The sequence below is a fragment of the Kitasatospora purpeofusca genome (assembly GCF_042691725.1).
In the GTDB taxonomy this organism is placed as follows: Bacteria; Actinomycetota; Actinomycetes; order Streptomycetales; family Streptomycetaceae; genus Kitasatospora; species Kitasatospora purpeofusca_B.
Genome location: NZ_CP170483.1, coordinates 5,153,062 through 5,168,010 on the forward strand (window position 1 = coordinate 5,153,062; position 14,949 = coordinate 5,168,010).

Below are 14,949 nucleotides of genomic sequence, written 5' to 3' on the forward strand. Positions count from 1 at the left end.
CCCGTGACCAAGACCACGACCGAGCGCGAGCAGCGCGAGGCCGCCGCCGCACAGGGCGCGGCCGAGGACGCGGCCGAGCGGCTGACCACCGCCCCGGCCGAGTCCGACGGCCCCACCGGCATCGGCGTGCTCGGCTGGCTGCGCTGGATGTGGCGCCAGCTGACGTCGATGCGGGTCGCGCTGATCCTGCTGTTCCTGCTCTCGCTGGCGGCCATCCCCGGCTCGCTGATCCCGCAGAACGGCCAGAACCAGTTCAAGGTCGAGGCCTGGAAGGCGCAGCACACCACCGTCGCGCCGATCTACGAGAAGCTCCAGCTGTTCGACGTCTACAGCTCGGTCTGGTTCTCGGCGATCTACATCCTGCTGTTCGTCTCGCTGGCCGGCTGCATCGTCCCGCGCACCTGGCAGTTCGTCGGCGTGCTGCGCGCCGCGCCCCCGGCGGCGCCGCGCAACCTGACCCGGATGCCGGTGTACGCGGCCTGGCGGACGGACGCGGACGCCGAGGTGGTCAACGCCGCCGCCCACCGGCTGCTGCGCGGGCGGCGCTTCCGGGCGCACCTGGACGGCGGCGCGGTGGCGGCCGAGAAGGGCTATCTGCGCGAGGTCGGCAACCTGGTCTTCCACCTGTCGCTGTTCGCGCTGCTCGGCGGCTTCGCCTGGGCGAGCCTGGCCAGCGGCACCGGCGGCAAGCTGCTGGTCGAGGGCGAGGGCTACTCCAACACCATCACGCAGCTGGACGACTTCACCGGGACCCGGTTCTACGGCTCGGACGACCTCGACCCCTTCTACGTGAAGCTGAACAGCTTCACCTCGAAGTTCCAGAACAACGGCTCGCAGATCGGCAGCGCGCGGCAGTTCACCGCGGGCGTCGAGTACTACGAGGGCAGTGACCCGGCGAAGCTCAAGCAGGGCAAGGTCGAGGTCAACCACCCGCTGGAGATCGGCGGCAGCAAGTTCTACCTGATCGGCCACGGCTACGCCCCGGTGATCACGGTCCGCAACGCCGCGAACGAGGTCGTCTACACCGGCGCCACCCCGTTCCTGCCGCAGGACGGCAACCTGACCTCCACCGGCGTCATCAAGGTCTCCGACTACGGGGACAAGGACGGGAAGAAGACCCAGCTGGGCCTCTCCGGCTTCTTCCTGCCGACCGCCCCGGTGGCCTTCGACCAGAACACCGGCCCGCGCTCGCTGTTCCCCGGTGACGCGGACCCGGCGCTGGTGCTCAACGTCTACGCGGGCGACCTGGGCACCGACTCCGGTCTGCCGCAGAACATCTACCAGCTCAACACCAAGAACCTGACCCAGCTCCAGCGGGACGGCCAGCCGGCCAAGGCCCGGATGAAGCCCGGGCAGATCTGGGAGCTTCCCGACGGCTACGGCTCGGTCACCTTCGAGGGCTACAAGCAGTGGGCGAGCTTCAACGTCTCGCACCGTCCGGGCAACGGCATCGCCCTGGCCGGCGGGGTGGCGGCGATCGCCGGCCTGATCGGCTCGCTGTTCATCCAGCGGCGCCGGATCTGGGTGCGGGCGGTGGCCCTGCCGGACGGCGGCACCCTGGTCGAGCTGGCCGGGCTGGGCCGCAGCGAGTCGGCGAAGATCGCCGAAGAGCTGGCCGCGCTCGCGGTGGACCTCCAGGACGACGCACCCGCGCTCGACGACGAGCCCGACGAGCCCGACGACGAGCCCGACGACGAGCCCGACAAGCACGACGAGCACGACGACGAGCCCGATGAGGGCGGCACCACCGAGGCCGACGAGGCCTCGGCACCCGCAGTATCCGCAGTTCCCGCCGACCCGAACTCCAAGGAGTAGACGGTGCACCTCGCCTCGTCGGTCGACCCGCAGCTGGCCGACCTGTCCAACAAGCTGATCTATTCGGCGATGGCCGTCTACCTGATCGCCATGTTCGCCTACATGTTCGAGTGGACCTTCGGCGCCAAGGGCACCGTCGCCGTCCGCTCCACCGAGCAGGCGGGCCTGGCCGAGACCGTCGCCGAGGCCAAGGCCAAGGGCGCCAAGAAGGTCACCGTCACCGTCGCCTCGGCGGGCGGCGGCACCACCACGCTCACCCGCACCGCGCTGGCCGGCGAGGGCGCCACGGTGGTGACCAGCGGGCGCGGCGACGAGGACGTCGACGGCCCCGGCGCGGCCGGCACCAGCGAGAAGGCCGACCTGTCCGGGCGGATCGCGGTCTCGCTCACCGTCCTCGGCCTCCTGCTGCACGTGGGCGGCGTGCTCACCCGCGGCCTCTCGGTCTCCCGCTGGCCGTGGGGCAACATGTACGAGTTCTCCTGCGCCTTCGCGCTCGCCATGGCGCTCGCCTTCGTCGGGCTGCTGCTCGCGAAGAAGCCGGTCCGCTGGCTCGGCCTGCCGGTCACCCTGGCCGTCGTGCTCACCCTCGGCGTCGCGACCGAGGTGCTGTACACCGAGTCCGAGCAGCTCGTCCCGGCGCTGCACTCGTACTGGCTGGCGATCCACGTCTCCACCGCGATCGTCTGCGGCGGCGCCTTCTACGCGGCGTTCATCGCGACCCTGCTGTACCTGGGCAAGGACTCCTTCGACAAGCGGATGGCGGCGGGCCTGGCCAAGGGCCCGCTCGGCACCTCGCCGTCGATCTGGCGCCGGCTGCCCGCCGCCTCGACCCTGGACAAGCTGTCCTACCGGATCAACGCCCTGGTCTTCCCGCTGTGGACCTTCACCATCATCGCGGGCGCGATCTGGGCCGAGGCCGCCTGGGGCAAGTACTGGGAGTGGGACCCGAAGGAGACCTGGTCGTTCATCACCTGGGTCGCCTACGCGTGCTACCTGCACGCCCGCGCCACGGCCGGCTGGAAGGGCCGCAAGGCCGCGTACCTGGCGCTCGCCGCCTTCGCGTGCTGGCTGTTCAACTACTACGGCGTGAACATCTTCGTCACCGGCAAGCACTCCTACGCGGGGATTTGACCGGGACCGGAAACCACCCACCGGCCCGGCACTCCCCAGGAGGAAGCCGGGCCGAGGTGCGACAGGGGTAGTTCGTGCCGGCCGCCCGGTCCGGCACGGGGAGGAACTGAGGAGGAAATCGCGCAATGGAGTGCGACGAGGTCATGCTGACCGTCCGAATCACCGCCGCCGAGCACCTGCTGCTCCGCCGGCTCGCCCAGGGACATCGCAGCGACGTGTCCGAGGTGGTGGCCGACGGGCTGTTGGACATCATCCCCACGGTCAGCTCGCCGGCCGACGCCTACCGGCTGCTGGGCGCCCTCGCGGCCCTCGCGGCCCCCGCGCCCTGCGCGCTGACCGTCTGGCTGCCGGCGCCGCTGGCCGATCTGCTGGTGCCGGGCGCGGCCCGGGTCGCCCAGGTGACGCAGGTGCGGATCGGCTCGGCCAGCGCGATGCTGGGCGCCGCGCTGCGGCTGTGGCTGGCCCAGGACCCGGGGCGGCTGGCGGAGAACCTGTCCGTGATGCACGCCGGGCGGCCGTCCGCGCTGGTGGCGGCCTGACGCGCCCGGAGCCGCGGGGGCAGGCTCAGCTGGCGAGCGGCAGACCGCGGCGGGCCGGGGCCGGCGCGGCCTGGGCCGGGCCGCCGTCGGCCGGTCCGGTGAGCAGCCGGGCCTCGGCCACCGTACGGCCGTCCTGCACCAGCAGGACCCGCAGCGGCGGTCGCGGCCCGCTGCCGCCGCCGGTCTCCTGCCCGGCCTCCCGGACCGCCCGCACCACGCAGGGGCGGTCCGGCGCGATCGGGTCGTGGAATGACGTGACCAGCTCCAGCGGCACCACCCGGTCCGGGTGGTGCAGGCGCTGGGCGGCCTGCCGGGCGGCCTCCAGGACGAGCATCCCGGGCAGGTGGCCGGGCGCCGGGTCCATCGGGTCGAACAGCACCGGGTGACCGGCGTCCGCGCGCAGCAGCCAACTGCCGGGCAGCAGCGCGGGGCCGAGCACGACGTCGGCGGCCTGCTGGCGGCCCACCAGCTCCGGGGCGGTGGCCTGGTCCGGGAGCCGGAGCGGGGCGGCGGCCGGGCCGGGGCCGCGCAGCCGGTCGTACGCGGCGGGGGAGAGGATCCGCAGCCCGCCGAAGCCGCGGCCGACCGGGTGGCCGTCGCGTTCGACCTCGGCGTGCACCCGCAGCGCGGCCAGCCGGCCGTGCCGCATCCGGACGTCGTGGCAGGTGATCCGGAGCATCAGCTCGGTGGGGGCGGCGGTGACCGCGAGACCGTCCAGGCCGGCCGGGCCGAGGGTGTAGCCGAGTTCGTCGAGCACCGCGTGGTGGTCGTGCGGGACGCCGAAGCCGGCGTGACCCACCAGCAGGGCGGCCTGGCGGATCGTCTCGGCCATCAGCACCGGGTCGTGGTGCCGGTCGCCGGGCAGCCGGTAGAAGCCGTGCAGCCGCGGCCACTGGGCGCCGAGCAGGAAGTCGTACGGGCCGGTGGCCTGCCAGCCGGTGATGAGCACCTCGGCGACCGAGGAGCGGCGCACCAGGTGGCGCGAGACGGTCCGCTCGTGGAAGGCGTAGTGGCGGGGGCCCGGTTGGACGGGGCCGGGGTGGGGATACGGGGTGTCGCCGTCCATCGCGGTGAACACTGGCATGACGGGCCCCACTCCCGGGTGTCGGTCGGCCGGCCGTGCGGGCGGCCCTGGAAAAACATACAGGCCACCCGGTTTCTGCTCCCCCTGCGGGGTCGCCACCTGGGTGGACCCGCTGTGCCCACCGTACCCGGGCGCCGGCCTGCGGCAACGCCCGGCCGGCCCGCTCCGGCCCTCGGGCGGGGGCCATGTGCCCCCTGGACGGCGGGGGTCGGACAGGGGCTAGATTAGATACCAACCATGCGGTTTCGGGCGGGCGCGGGCGCGCCGCCGACGGTCCGCAGACGGGGCGCCGCACCATCGACGGCGGCGCCGTGACAGCAACCGGGCGGGCCGCAGCCCGCCGCGGCCGGGGCCGGAGGGGCCGAGTGGCTAAGCAGGAACGGGCGGGGCGAACCAGGCAGGCCGTGCTGCTCGCCGCGGCGGACACCTTCGCCGACGCGGGTTTCGAGTCGGCCAGCCTGGTGGACATCAGCCGCCGGGCGGGCGTCAGCAAGGGCGCGCTCTACTTCCACTTCGTCTCCAAGCAGGCGCTGGCCGACGGGGTCCGCACCGAGGCCGCCGACACCGTCGGCCTGGCCGTGCTGCGCGCGCTGCGCGACGGCGGGCCGGCCGTCCAGGCGCTCGTCGACCTCACCCACGAACTGGCCCGGCTGCTGCGCGAGGACGTGGTGGTGCGGGCCGGCGTGCTGCTCGGCCTCGGCGGCCGGCCCGCGGGCTGCGCGGACGGCGCGGTGGTGGCCCCGGCCGGCTCGCCGCCGGAGCCCTCCACGGACGCCTGGCGGAGCCTGACCGCCGTCTTCCGCGCCCTGCTCGACCGGGCCTCGGCGGCCGGCGAACTGCGCCCCGGGCTCGACCGGGAGCAGACGGCCGGGCTGCTCACCACCCTGGCGGCCGGGCTGGTCCTGTTCGCCGCCGAGTCCACCGGCCGGCTCGCCCCGGCCGCGATCAGCGGCCTGTGGTCGGCCGCCCTCCCGTCCCTCGTCCCGGCCGACCGCCTGGCGGACTACCGGGTCTAGGGCGTGTCCGACCAAGCGCGCCGCACGCCCGGCGGGAACGGTCAGACACGCCCGAGGCCGAGCGGGCGCCCGGCGCAGCGGTCGACGGTGTCCAGACGGGTGAGGGTGGGCGGGGCGACCAGGCCGGGCAGCAGCAGGGCCCAGAGGTCGGCCATCCGCGGCAGCAGGTCCTCGCGGTCCGTCAGCACCTGCGAGCTGAGCTGGATACCGGTCACCGCGCCGGTGATCACCCCGGCGGCGGCCGCCGGCCGCACCCCCGGGCGGAGCTCGTCGGCCTCCAGCGCGCGCTCCAGCAGCTCGCGCGCCGCGTCCGTCCAGCCCTGGTAGGCGCCGATCTGCGGCTGGGTGAAGCTGCCGTGCTCGATGGTCAGCCGGATCGCGCCGCGCAGCAGCGGGTCGTCCAGCAGCGCGTGCGCGAAGGCGTAGCCGAGGTCGATGACGGTCTGCATCGGGCTCTCGGAGGCCGGCTGCCAGGTGGCCAGCCAGGCCTCCTGGCCCTCGATCACGGCGAGCGCCAGCTCCTCCTTGGAGGGGAAGTGGAAGTAGAGCGCGCCCTTGGTGACGCCGGCCCGTTCCAGGATCTCGGCCATGGTGGCGCCCGCGTAGCCGCGTTCGTCGAACACCTCGGCCGCGGCGCACAGCACCGTCTGGCGGGTCGCCAGCGCCCGGGCCTGCCTGGGCATCGCAGCCTCCCTGATCTCTGTCGTCGGCAGCTGCTGGATCCTACGGCGGCGGGCCGGGCGGCGGCCCCCGTACCGCGCGGTAGCGATCCTTTCGAGCCGCGCCGGGCGCCGGTGCGCGCCCGGCGCGCGCGGACGGCCGCCGGGGGAGGAACGCCGCCGGCCGGCCACCCCTGTGCGGGGGTGGCCGGCCGGCGGTCGGACGGGTGTCGTCCGGGTCCTCGGGCGAGCCGTCAGGCGGCCCACTGCCAGCTGACCGGCGAGTAGTACGCCGGGCGGCGCTCCAGGCGCTGCCAGTTGGCGATCGGCTCGACCGGCGAGGCGGCCGCCGCCGCCTGCTGGGCGGCCGCGGCGCGGGCCATCAGCACGGCGGTCAGGGCGGCGAGCTCCTCGTCGGAGAGCGAGCCGCGGACGATGCGGACGAGTGGTTCGGCGGAAGCGGTCATGGTCCGGTTCTCTCCCGGCGGATGGTGGTGGTCGGTCGTCGTCGGCGTGCCCGGCGGTGCGGTGCCCGGCCGGGCGGCGTTGCTACATCGGCGGGTTGCCGTGCTTGCGGCTCGGCAGGTCCGCGTGCTTGGTGCGCAGCATGGCCAGCGAGGACGCCAGGACCTGGCGGGTCTCGGCGGGGTCGATGACGTCGTCCACGAGGCCGCGCTCGGCCGCGTAGTACGGGTGCATCAGCTCGCTCTTGTATTCCTTGATCTTCTGGGCGCGCATCGCGTCCGGGTCGTCGGCGGCGTTGATGTCCCGGCGGAAGATGACGTTGGCGGCGCCCTCGGCACCCATGACGGCGATCTCGTTGGTCGGCCAGGCGAAGGAGAGGTCGGCGCCGATCGAGCGCGAGTCCATGACGATGTAGGCACCGCCGTAGGCCTTGCGCAGGATCAGCTGGATCCGCGGCACGGTCGCGTTGCAGTAGGCGTAGAGGAGCTTCGCGCCGTGCCGGATGATGCCGTCGTGCTCCTGGTCGACGCCGGGCAGGAAGCCGGGCACGTCGAGCATGGTGACCAGCGGGATGTTGAAGGCGTCGCACATCTGGACGAAGCGCGCGGCCTTCTCGCTGGCGTTGATGTCCAGGACGCCGGCCAGCGACTGCGGCTGGTTGGCGATGATGCCGGTGACGTGGCCGTCGATCCGGGCGAGCACGCAGAGCACATTGGTGGCCCAGCGCTCGTGGACCTCCAGGTACTCGCCGTGGTCGACGATCTCCTCGATCACCTTGCGCATGTCGTACGGCCGGTTGCCGTCGGCCGGCACCAGGTCGAGCAGCGACTCGTTGCGGCGGTCCACCGGGTCGTCGTTGACGGCCGCCGGCGGCATCTCGCGGTTGTTCTGCGGCAGCAGCGACAGGAGGTAGCGGACCTCCTCGATGCAGGACTGCTCGTCGTCGTAGACGAAGTGCGAGACGCCGGAGACCCCGGCGTGCACGTCGGCGCCGCCGAGCCCGTTCTGGCTGATCTTCTCGCCGGTGACGGCCTGGACGACGTCCGGGCCGGTGATGAACATCTGCGAGGTCTCGCGGACCATGAAGACGAAGTCGGTCAGGGCCGGCGAGTAGGCCGCGCCGCCGGCGCACGGGCCGAGCATCACGGAGATCTGCGGGATGACGCCGGAGGCCCTGGTGTTGCGCTGGAAGATGCCGCCGTAGCCGGCCAGCGCGGTGACGCCCTCCTGGATGCGGGCGCCGGCGCCGTCGTTGAGGGAGACCAGCGGGGCACCGGCCGCGATGGCCATGTCCATGATCTTGTGGATCTTCTGGGCGTGGGCCTCGCCGAGCGCGCCGCCGAAGATCCGGAAGTCGTGGGCGTAGGTGAAGACCGTCCGGCCGTGCACGGTGCCCCAGCCGACGACGACGCCGTCGGTGTGCGGCTTCTTCGCCTCCAGGCCGAAGCCGGTGGCCCGGTGCCGGCGCAGCGGCTCGACCTCGCGGAACGAGCCCTCGTCGAGCAGCAGGTCGATGCGCTCGCGGGCGGTCAGCTTGCCCTTGGCGTGCTGGGCCTCGGTGGCCTTCTCGCTCGGGCCGCGCCGGACCTGCTCGCGCAGTTCGTGCAGTTCCGCGACCTTGCCCCGGACGTCCGCGGGGACGTCGGGGACGTCCGGGGCGTCGTCGTCGACCGGCGCCTGGTGCACAACCGTCATCTCGAACCACTCCAAAGGTGAGGGAACTGTCCGACAGCCAACGTCTGCGATGCCCCCGGCTGCGAATCACTTCTTCACTTATGACTGTACGAGGGGCCGCACGCTGGTTTCGGCGTCGATTCCGTACAAGGTCACGTCCGTTTAGATGTCAGGGCTGCACAGAAACCGAAGCGTTTCGGCCCGTGCGCCCGGTAGCCGTTCGATTACCCCGAGCTGTCGCCCGGATGACCCCAAGGTGAGCTGAACATGAGGAAACGCGCAGGTCAGGGCTGTCTCGGTGAATGCTGCCAGGCGTGGCTCAAGGGGCGCTCAAGTGATGCTTGGTGCGGTGGTGAAGACCGTGCCGACGGGCCGGTGCCGCCCTCCCAGTCGTAGGGATGCACCAAAAACACCGCAGCCCACCCGGTGGATGCCGGGTGGGCTGTCCGAGCGATCCGGGGTCAGGCCCGCCGTCCCTCGTCCGGGTCCTCCTTGCCGCGCAGCTCGTTCTCGCGGCGGCGCAAATCCGCCTCCCACTGCTTGAGCATGTCCTCGTGCTCGTTGGTGTGCTTCTTCAGCGAGGCGAGGAACTCGGGATCGTCGTCCGGGGCGAGCGGGCGGCCGTCGCGGCGGCGGTCGTGCGCCGGGCCGCTCGCGCCCTGGCCGCCGGCCGGGGCGGTGCGGACGACGCGCTGCTTGCCGGCCACCAGCCAGGCGATCGAGCCGACGAGCGGGAAGAGCAGCACGATGATCACCCAGACCACCTTCGGGAGGTGCTTCACCTCCTCCTCGGGGGTGGTCAGGCAGTCGATGAAGGCCCACACCCACAGGGCGAGCGGGAGCACGAAGGTCAGGATCCTCAGCACGGCGGCGTTCTCCCCCGGGCGGCGTCGGTGGCGGTCGGGCCCCTCGACGCGGGCGGCCGCTGGTGGTGCGCCGCTTCGAGGGGGCCCTTGACACAGGTCAGGCTATCGGGTGGCGGATACTGACAGGCATGGCATACGACGATCTCCGCTCGTTCCTGCGGGCCCTCGACCGCGAAGGCGACCTCAAGCGCATCAAGGCGGAGGTGGACCCCTATCTGGAGATCGGCGAGATCGTCGACCGGGTGCAGAAGGCCAAGGGCCCGGCCCTGCTGTTCGAGAACGTCAAGGGCTCCACGATGCCGCTGGCGATGAACGTCTTCGGCACCGAGCGCCGGCTCGCCAAGGCGCTCGGCCTCAAGGGCCCGGAGGAGATCGGCGACAAGATCTCCGGCTTGCTGAAGCCGGAGCTGCCGCAGGGCTTCACCGGCTTCCGGGACGCCTTCGGCAAGCTCGCCTCGATGGCCCACGTGCCGCCGAAGCACGTGAAGGCCGGCGACGCCCCCGTGCAGGAGGTGGTGCTCACCGGCGAGGACGTCAACCTGGACGAGCTGCCGGCGCTGTTCACCTGGCCGCTGGACGGCGGTTCCTTCTTCAACCTGGGCCTGACCCACACCAAGGACCCGGACAGCGGCATCCGCAACCTCGGCCTGTACCGGCTGCAGCGGCACGACCGCCGCACCATCGGCATGCACTGGCAGATCCACAAGGACAGCCGCAACCACGCCGCGGTGGCCGCCCGGCGCGGCGAGAAGCTGCCGGTCGCGATCGCCTTCGGCTGCCCGCCGGCCGTCACCTACGCGGCCACCGCGCCGCTGCCGGGCGACATCGACGAGTACCTGTTCGCCGGCTTCGTCGCGGGCGAGCGGGTGCGGATGGTCGACTGCAAGACCGTCCCGCTGCAGGTCCCGGCCGACGCCGAGGTGGTCCTGGAGGGCTGGCTGGAGCCGGGCGAGCTGCTGCCCGAGGGGCCGTTCGGCGACCACACCGGCTTCTACACGCCGCAGGAGCCGTTCCCGGCGCTGACGATCGACTGCGTGACGATGCGCCGCCGGCCGATCCTGCAGTCCATCGTGGTCGGCCGCCCGCCGACGGAGGACGGCCCGCTGGGCAAGTTCACCGAGCGCTTCTTCCTGCCGCTGCTGAAGATCATCATTCCGGACATCGTCGACTACGACCTGCCCGAGGCCGGCGGCTTCCACAACTGTGTGATCGTCTCGATCGACAAGAAGTACCCGAAGCACGCGCAGAAGACCATGCACGCCATCTGGGGCGCGCACATGATGTCGCTGACCAAGCTGATCATCGTGGTGGACTCCGACTGCGACGTCCACGACTACCAGGAGGTCGCCTGGCGGGCCTTCGGCAACGTCGACTACAGCCGCGACCTCACCGTGGTGGAGGGCCCGGTCGACCACCTCGACCACGCCTCCTACCAGCAGTTCTGGGGCGGCAAGGCGGGCATCGACGCGACCCGCAAGCTGCCCGAGGAGGGCTACACCCGCGACGGCGGCTGGCCCGAGATGGTCAGCTCCGACCCGGCGACCGCCGCCCTGGTGGACCGGCGCTGGAAGGAGTACGGGCTGTGAGCACCGCCGCCGCGCTCCCCGAGGTCCCGCCCGGCAGGGTCAGATCCTTCCTGCGGCTGGTGATGATCGAGCACTCGGTCTTCGCCCTGCCGTTCGCCTACATCGCGGCGCTGACGGCGATGTTCCTGGCCGACGGACGGGTGCACTGGGGCGAGCTGTTCATCGTCACCGTGTGCATGGTCGGGCTGCGGACCTTCGCGATGGCCGCCAACCGGATCATCGACCGTGAGATCGACGCCCGCAACCCCCGTACGGCCGGGCGCGAACTCGTCACCGGCGCCGTCTCGCTGAAGACGGCGTACGTCGGCTCGGCGATCGCCCTGGTGGTCTTCCTCGGCGCCGCGGCGCTGCTCAACCCGCTCTGCCTGGCGCTCGCGCCGGTGGCCGTGGTGCCGATGGTGGTCTACCCGTACGGCAAGCGGTTCACCGACTTCCCGCAGGCGATCCTGGGCCTGGCCCAGGCGATGGGCCCGGTGGGCGCCTGGCTGGCCGTCACCGGCACCTGGTCCTGGGACGCGGTCGTGCTCGGCGCGGCCGTCGGCATCTGGATCGGCGGCTTCGACCTCGTCTACGCCTGCCAGGACGTCGCCTCCGACCGGGCGGACGGCGTGCGTTCGGTGCCGGCGCGCTTCGGCGTCCCGGCCGCGATCCGCGGCGCCCGTGCCTGCCACGTGATCACCACGCTGCTGCTCGGCTGGTACGCGGTCCTCACCGACGCGGGTGCCGCGTTCTGGATCGGCCTGGCGGTGGTGGCGGGCGCGTTCGTCTACGAGCACACCATCGTCAAGCCGAACGACCTGTCGCGGCTGAACCGGGCGTTCTTCCAGACCAACGGCTTCGTCGGCATCTCGCTGTTCTTCTTCGCGCTGGTGGACCTGATGGTGCGCGGCCTCGGCGTCTGAGGCCGCGCCCCGCCCGGCCCCTACTTCCCGCCCTCGTCGAGCGTGTGCTTGACGAGGGCGTTCGCGTGCCCGTGGCCGAGGCCGTGCTCGGCCTTGAGCCAGGCGACCAGTTCCATGTGCCTGGTCAGCGGGGAGGAGCGGATCAGCTCCTTCCAGTGGGCGATCGGGTGCCCGTACTTCTTCTCGATGGAGGGGAAGTAGCCGGCGGGGCCGTTGGCGGGGGTGGCGGTCATGGGGGCTCTCCTTCGTTCGCTGCTCATAGGACCGGGCCCGGCACGGAAACCCATCGGCCTTCGAAGGTGATCCGCGTCACGGCCTCCTGGGGGGGCTCTGCGCCGACCGGGCCGGGGGCTCGGATCCGGCCAGTCCGAACGGTCCGTCGGCCCGTGCGGCCGCCCGACTCGTGGCTCGACGTCCCTTCGCTCCCCGGCTGCCGGTTCGTTCCGGCCGGAACCGCCGCAGGTCGGCCGCGTGGAGGGCGGCGCGCGTGGGAGGTGGCTGAAAATCTCATGCAATATAACCTGTGACATTGTTCTCATCACCGGCCGGTGACAGGATCCACGCCACATCTCCTTCCTTCAGTCCGACCCCACGTCGGGCTGCCCCCACTCGACGAAGGATTCGGCGTGCTCCTGCGCACCAGACTCTCCATGCTCGCGGCAGGCGTCGTCGCCTGTTGCGCCACGGCCACCGCCGTGCTGCCGACCCAGGCCTTCGCGGCGCCGCCCGCCGCTGCCGCCACCCCGACCCCGACGGCGCCCGCCGCCGCACCGGCTGGTCCGGTCGGACCCGCCGCCCCGACCCCGGCCGAGACGGGCTCCGAGGAACCCGCCGAGCCCGCCGCCCCGCGCTCCCCGGCGCTGATCGGCGCGACGCGCCTGCTGGAGGAGCCGGCCGACGCGGCCGGGGCGGGCGCCCCCGCCCAGTTCAAGTCCCTCGCCGTACAGAGCTGCGCCCCGGCCGACTTCGCGGCCCTCACCGGGGCCGACCTGGTCGCCTTCATCCGCAGTTCGACCCCGGAGTGCGTCAACTCGCTGTACGACAGCGCCGGCGCCGACCCGACCATCTTCAACCAGGCCCGGATGCTGTCCGTCGCGGCCGCCCTCAAGGGCCTGGCGGCGAACTACGCCGGCGACAACACGACCGGCATCGCGCAGCTGGTGAAGTACCTGCAGGTGGGCTACTACATCCAGTTCAAGCACCCCGTCACGACCGGCGAGTACACGTCCGAGCTCGCCACCGCCGTCTCCACCGCCCTGGACACGTTCTTCGCCGGCCCCCGCTGGCGCGACGTCACGGAGAACAACGGCCGCATCCTCAAGGAGGTGGTGTGGCTCACTGACAGCGCCAACCTCCAGGCCCGCTACATCGGCGCCTACAAGCGGATACTGGACGAGTACGACAACACCTACAACCAGTTCCCGCAGATGCGCAGCGCGGTCAACTCGGTGCTGTACTACCCGCTCTGGTTCGGCTACCGGAACGCCGGCTTCGTCCAGGCGCTCGCGGCCGACCCGGGCCTCGTCAACTCGCTCGCCGACTTCGCGATCAAGCACCGGGACCTGCTCAGCGGGCCCTACACCACCCTCGACACCAACGCGGGCAACGACCTGGCCAAGTTCGCCGGAATGAGCTCCGCCGCCGAGGCCGTGGCCAAGCCGCTGGTCAAGAAGGTGCTGGACTCCGCGCCGCTGGTCTCGTCCTTCTCGTCGCTGTACCTGTACACGGCCCGCCAGGCCGAGTACTTCAACAACGGCCAGTGCTCGTACTACGGCATCTGCGACCTGAACAACAAGCTCATCTCGGTGATCCTGCCGAACCAGCTGGTCTGCGACAACCGCATCCTCCAGGCCCAGGCCCTGTCGGCCGCCGAGCTGGCCGCCGTCTGTGAGAGCCTGCGCAGCCAGGACGCGCTCTTCCACAGCGTGTCCAAGGACAACGGGCCCATCCCGAACCAGTACGCGAAGACCGTCACCTTCGGGATCTTCGCCAACAAGGCCGAGTACAACGCCTACTCGTGGGCGATCTACGGCAACGGCACCGACAACGGCGGCCAGACCGTCATGGACGCGACCGACCCGAACCGGCGGGCCGTGACCGTGATGTACCAGAAGGCCTGGAACGTCAACGACACGGCCCGGGTGTGGAACCTCAACCACGAGTACACCCACTACCTCGACAGCATCTACAACCTGAAGGGCGACTACGACACCCAGTCGTCCGTCCCGAACAAGTGGTGGGTCGAGGGCCTCGCCGAGTACGTCTCGTTCCGCCACCGCGGCGCCACCGACGTCGACGCGATGAACCAGGCGGCCAAGCACACCTACAAGCTCAGCACCCTCTTCCAGAACACCTACGCCAACTCGGACTCGACCCGCATCTACCCGTGGGGCTACCTGTCCGTCCGGTACATGCTGGAGAAGCACCCGGCCGACGTCCAGGCCATGCTGGAGCGCTTCCGCGCCGGTGACTACCCGGGCGGCTACGCGGTCTACAACAACCTCGGCACCTCCTACGACGCCGACTTCGACGCCTGGCTGGACGCCTGCACCGCCGGCGCCTGCTACGTGGACGGTCCGACCGCCCGGTTCGACAACTCGGTGAACGGATCGACCGTCAACCTGACCGAGCGGTCCGTGCAGACCGGCCCGGGCCGGATCACCGGCTGGCACTGGAACTTCGGCGACGGCACCACCTCGGACGAGCGCAACCCGAGCCACACCTACACGGTCCCCGGCATCTACGCCGTCGCCCTGACCACCACCGACGACACCGGCCGGACCGGCACCACCTCGGTCAACGTCACCACGACCGCCACCGCCCTGCCGGCCTGCCCCGAGCAGCGCGCCGACGCGATGGGCCGCAACTGCTCGCGCAGCGGCCGCGCCGCGACCGCCGGCAACACCGACTTCCTGTACGTCTACCTGCCGGCCGGGACCACCACGTTGAAGGTCAGCACCTTCGGCGGTACCGGTACCGCGTACCTGTACTACAACGCCGACACCTGGGCCTCGCCGAAGGCCTACACCGCCGCCTCGACGGCCACCGACAGCACCCAGTCCATCACCGTCACCAACCCCACGGCCGGCTACCGCTACCTCGGCCTGTACGCCGCGACCGACTTCAGCGGGGTCACGGTCACCACCGAGTTCTGATCCCCGGAGCAGTGCGACTGGCGCCCGGCCGGGACTCCCCGGCCGGGCGCCGACTCG

General features: G+C 71.8%; 13 protein-coding genes. 7 read left to right on the top strand and 6 right to left on the bottom strand.

The window, feature by feature from the left end:
- Positions 1–3 precede the first annotated feature (3 nt).
- The 3 genes from ACFCLZ_RS22010 to ACFCLZ_RS22020 all read left to right on the top strand — a co-directional run bounded on the left by ACFCLZ_RS22010 (position 4) and on the right by ACFCLZ_RS22020 (position 3,485).
- Positions 4–1,815 (top strand): cytochrome c biogenesis protein ResB, encoded by a 1,812-nt coding sequence (locus tag ACFCLZ_RS22010; RefSeq protein ID WP_380278507.1) that lies wholly within the window; start codon positions 4–6, stop codon positions 1,813–1,815.
- A 3-nt stretch (positions 1,816–1,818) separates the two neighbouring features.
- Positions 1,819–2,946: a c-type cytochrome biogenesis protein CcsB gene (ccsB, locus tag ACFCLZ_RS22015; protein ID WP_380278509.1), complete on the top strand. Its 1,128-nt coding sequence runs from the start codon at positions 1,819–1,821 to the stop codon at positions 2,944–2,946.
- A 143-nt stretch (positions 2,947–3,089) separates the two neighbouring features.
- Positions 3,090–3,485, top strand: coding sequence for a hypothetical protein (locus ACFCLZ_RS22020; RefSeq protein ID WP_380278511.1), 396 nt, complete (start codon positions 3,090–3,092; stop codon positions 3,483–3,485).
- Positions 3,486–3,510: 25 nt separating this feature from the next.
- On the opposite strand, the gene ACFCLZ_RS22025 is transcribed toward ACFCLZ_RS22020, so the two are convergent.
- Positions 3,511–4,569: a ScbA/BarX family gamma-butyrolactone biosynthesis protein gene (locus ACFCLZ_RS22025; protein WP_380278513.1), complete on the bottom strand. Its 1,059-nt coding sequence runs from the start codon at positions 4,567–4,569 to the stop codon at positions 3,511–3,513.
- Positions 4,570–4,934: 365 nt separating this feature from the next.
- On the opposite strand from ACFCLZ_RS22025, the gene ACFCLZ_RS22030 reads away from it, so the two are divergent.
- Positions 4,935–5,585 (top strand): ScbR family autoregulator-binding transcription factor, encoded by a 651-nt coding sequence (locus ACFCLZ_RS22030; RefSeq protein WP_380278515.1) that lies wholly within the window; start codon positions 4,935–4,937, stop codon positions 5,583–5,585.
- 41 nt (positions 5,586–5,626) lie between these two features.
- Here ACFCLZ_RS22030 and ACFCLZ_RS22035 read toward each other — a convergent pair whose 3' ends face one another.
- The 4 genes from ACFCLZ_RS22035 to ACFCLZ_RS22050 form a co-directional block, all read right to left on the bottom strand.
- Positions 5,627–6,268, bottom strand: coding sequence for a ScbR family autoregulator-binding transcription factor (locus ACFCLZ_RS22035; RefSeq protein WP_380278516.1), 642 nt, complete (start codon positions 6,266–6,268; stop codon positions 5,627–5,629).
- Positions 6,269–6,498: 230 nt separating this feature from the next.
- Positions 6,499–6,711: an acyl-CoA carboxylase subunit epsilon gene (locus ACFCLZ_RS22040; RefSeq protein WP_350542409.1), complete on the bottom strand. Its 213-nt coding sequence runs from the start codon at positions 6,709–6,711 to the stop codon at positions 6,499–6,501.
- An 82-nt stretch (positions 6,712–6,793) separates the two neighbouring features.
- Positions 6,794–8,404, bottom strand: a complete 1,611-nt coding sequence (locus ACFCLZ_RS22045; protein ID WP_380278518.1) for an acyl-CoA carboxylase subunit beta — start codon at positions 8,402–8,404, stop codon at positions 6,794–6,796.
- Between the two features lie 440 nt (positions 8,405–8,844).
- Positions 8,845–9,249, bottom strand: coding sequence for a PLD nuclease N-terminal domain-containing protein (locus ACFCLZ_RS22050; RefSeq protein WP_380278520.1), 405 nt, complete (start codon positions 9,247–9,249; stop codon positions 8,845–8,847).
- A gap of 128 nt (positions 9,250–9,377) precedes the next feature.
- Here ACFCLZ_RS22050 and ACFCLZ_RS22055 point away from each other — a divergent pair, with 128 nt between their 5' ends.
- Positions 9,378–10,835 carry a menaquinone biosynthesis decarboxylase gene (locus tag ACFCLZ_RS22055; RefSeq protein ID WP_380278522.1) on the top strand — a complete coding sequence of 486 codons (1,458 nt, stop codon included), beginning with the start codon at positions 9,378–9,380 and terminating at the stop codon, positions 10,833–10,835.
- Entirely contained in the window at positions 10,832–11,737 is a 906-nt protein-coding gene (gene mqnP / locus ACFCLZ_RS22060) for a menaquinone biosynthesis prenyltransferase MqnP (protein WP_380278523.1), read from the top strand. Before ACFCLZ_RS22055 ends, mqnP begins: the two co-directional genes overlap by 4 nt.
- A 20-nt stretch (positions 11,738–11,757) precedes the next feature.
- Here mqnP and ACFCLZ_RS22065 read toward each other — a convergent pair whose 3' ends face one another.
- Positions 11,758–11,970, bottom strand: a complete 213-nt coding sequence (locus tag ACFCLZ_RS22065) for a DUF4287 domain-containing protein (RefSeq protein WP_380278525.1) — start codon at positions 11,968–11,970, stop codon at positions 11,758–11,760.
- A 393-nt stretch (positions 11,971–12,363) separates the two neighbouring features.
- Between ACFCLZ_RS22065 and ACFCLZ_RS22070 the strand changes: the two genes are divergently transcribed.
- Positions 12,364–14,892 (top strand): collagenase, encoded by a 2,529-nt coding sequence (locus ACFCLZ_RS22070; protein ID WP_380278527.1) that lies wholly within the window; start codon positions 12,364–12,366, stop codon positions 14,890–14,892.
- Positions 14,893–14,949 lie beyond the last annotated feature (57 nt).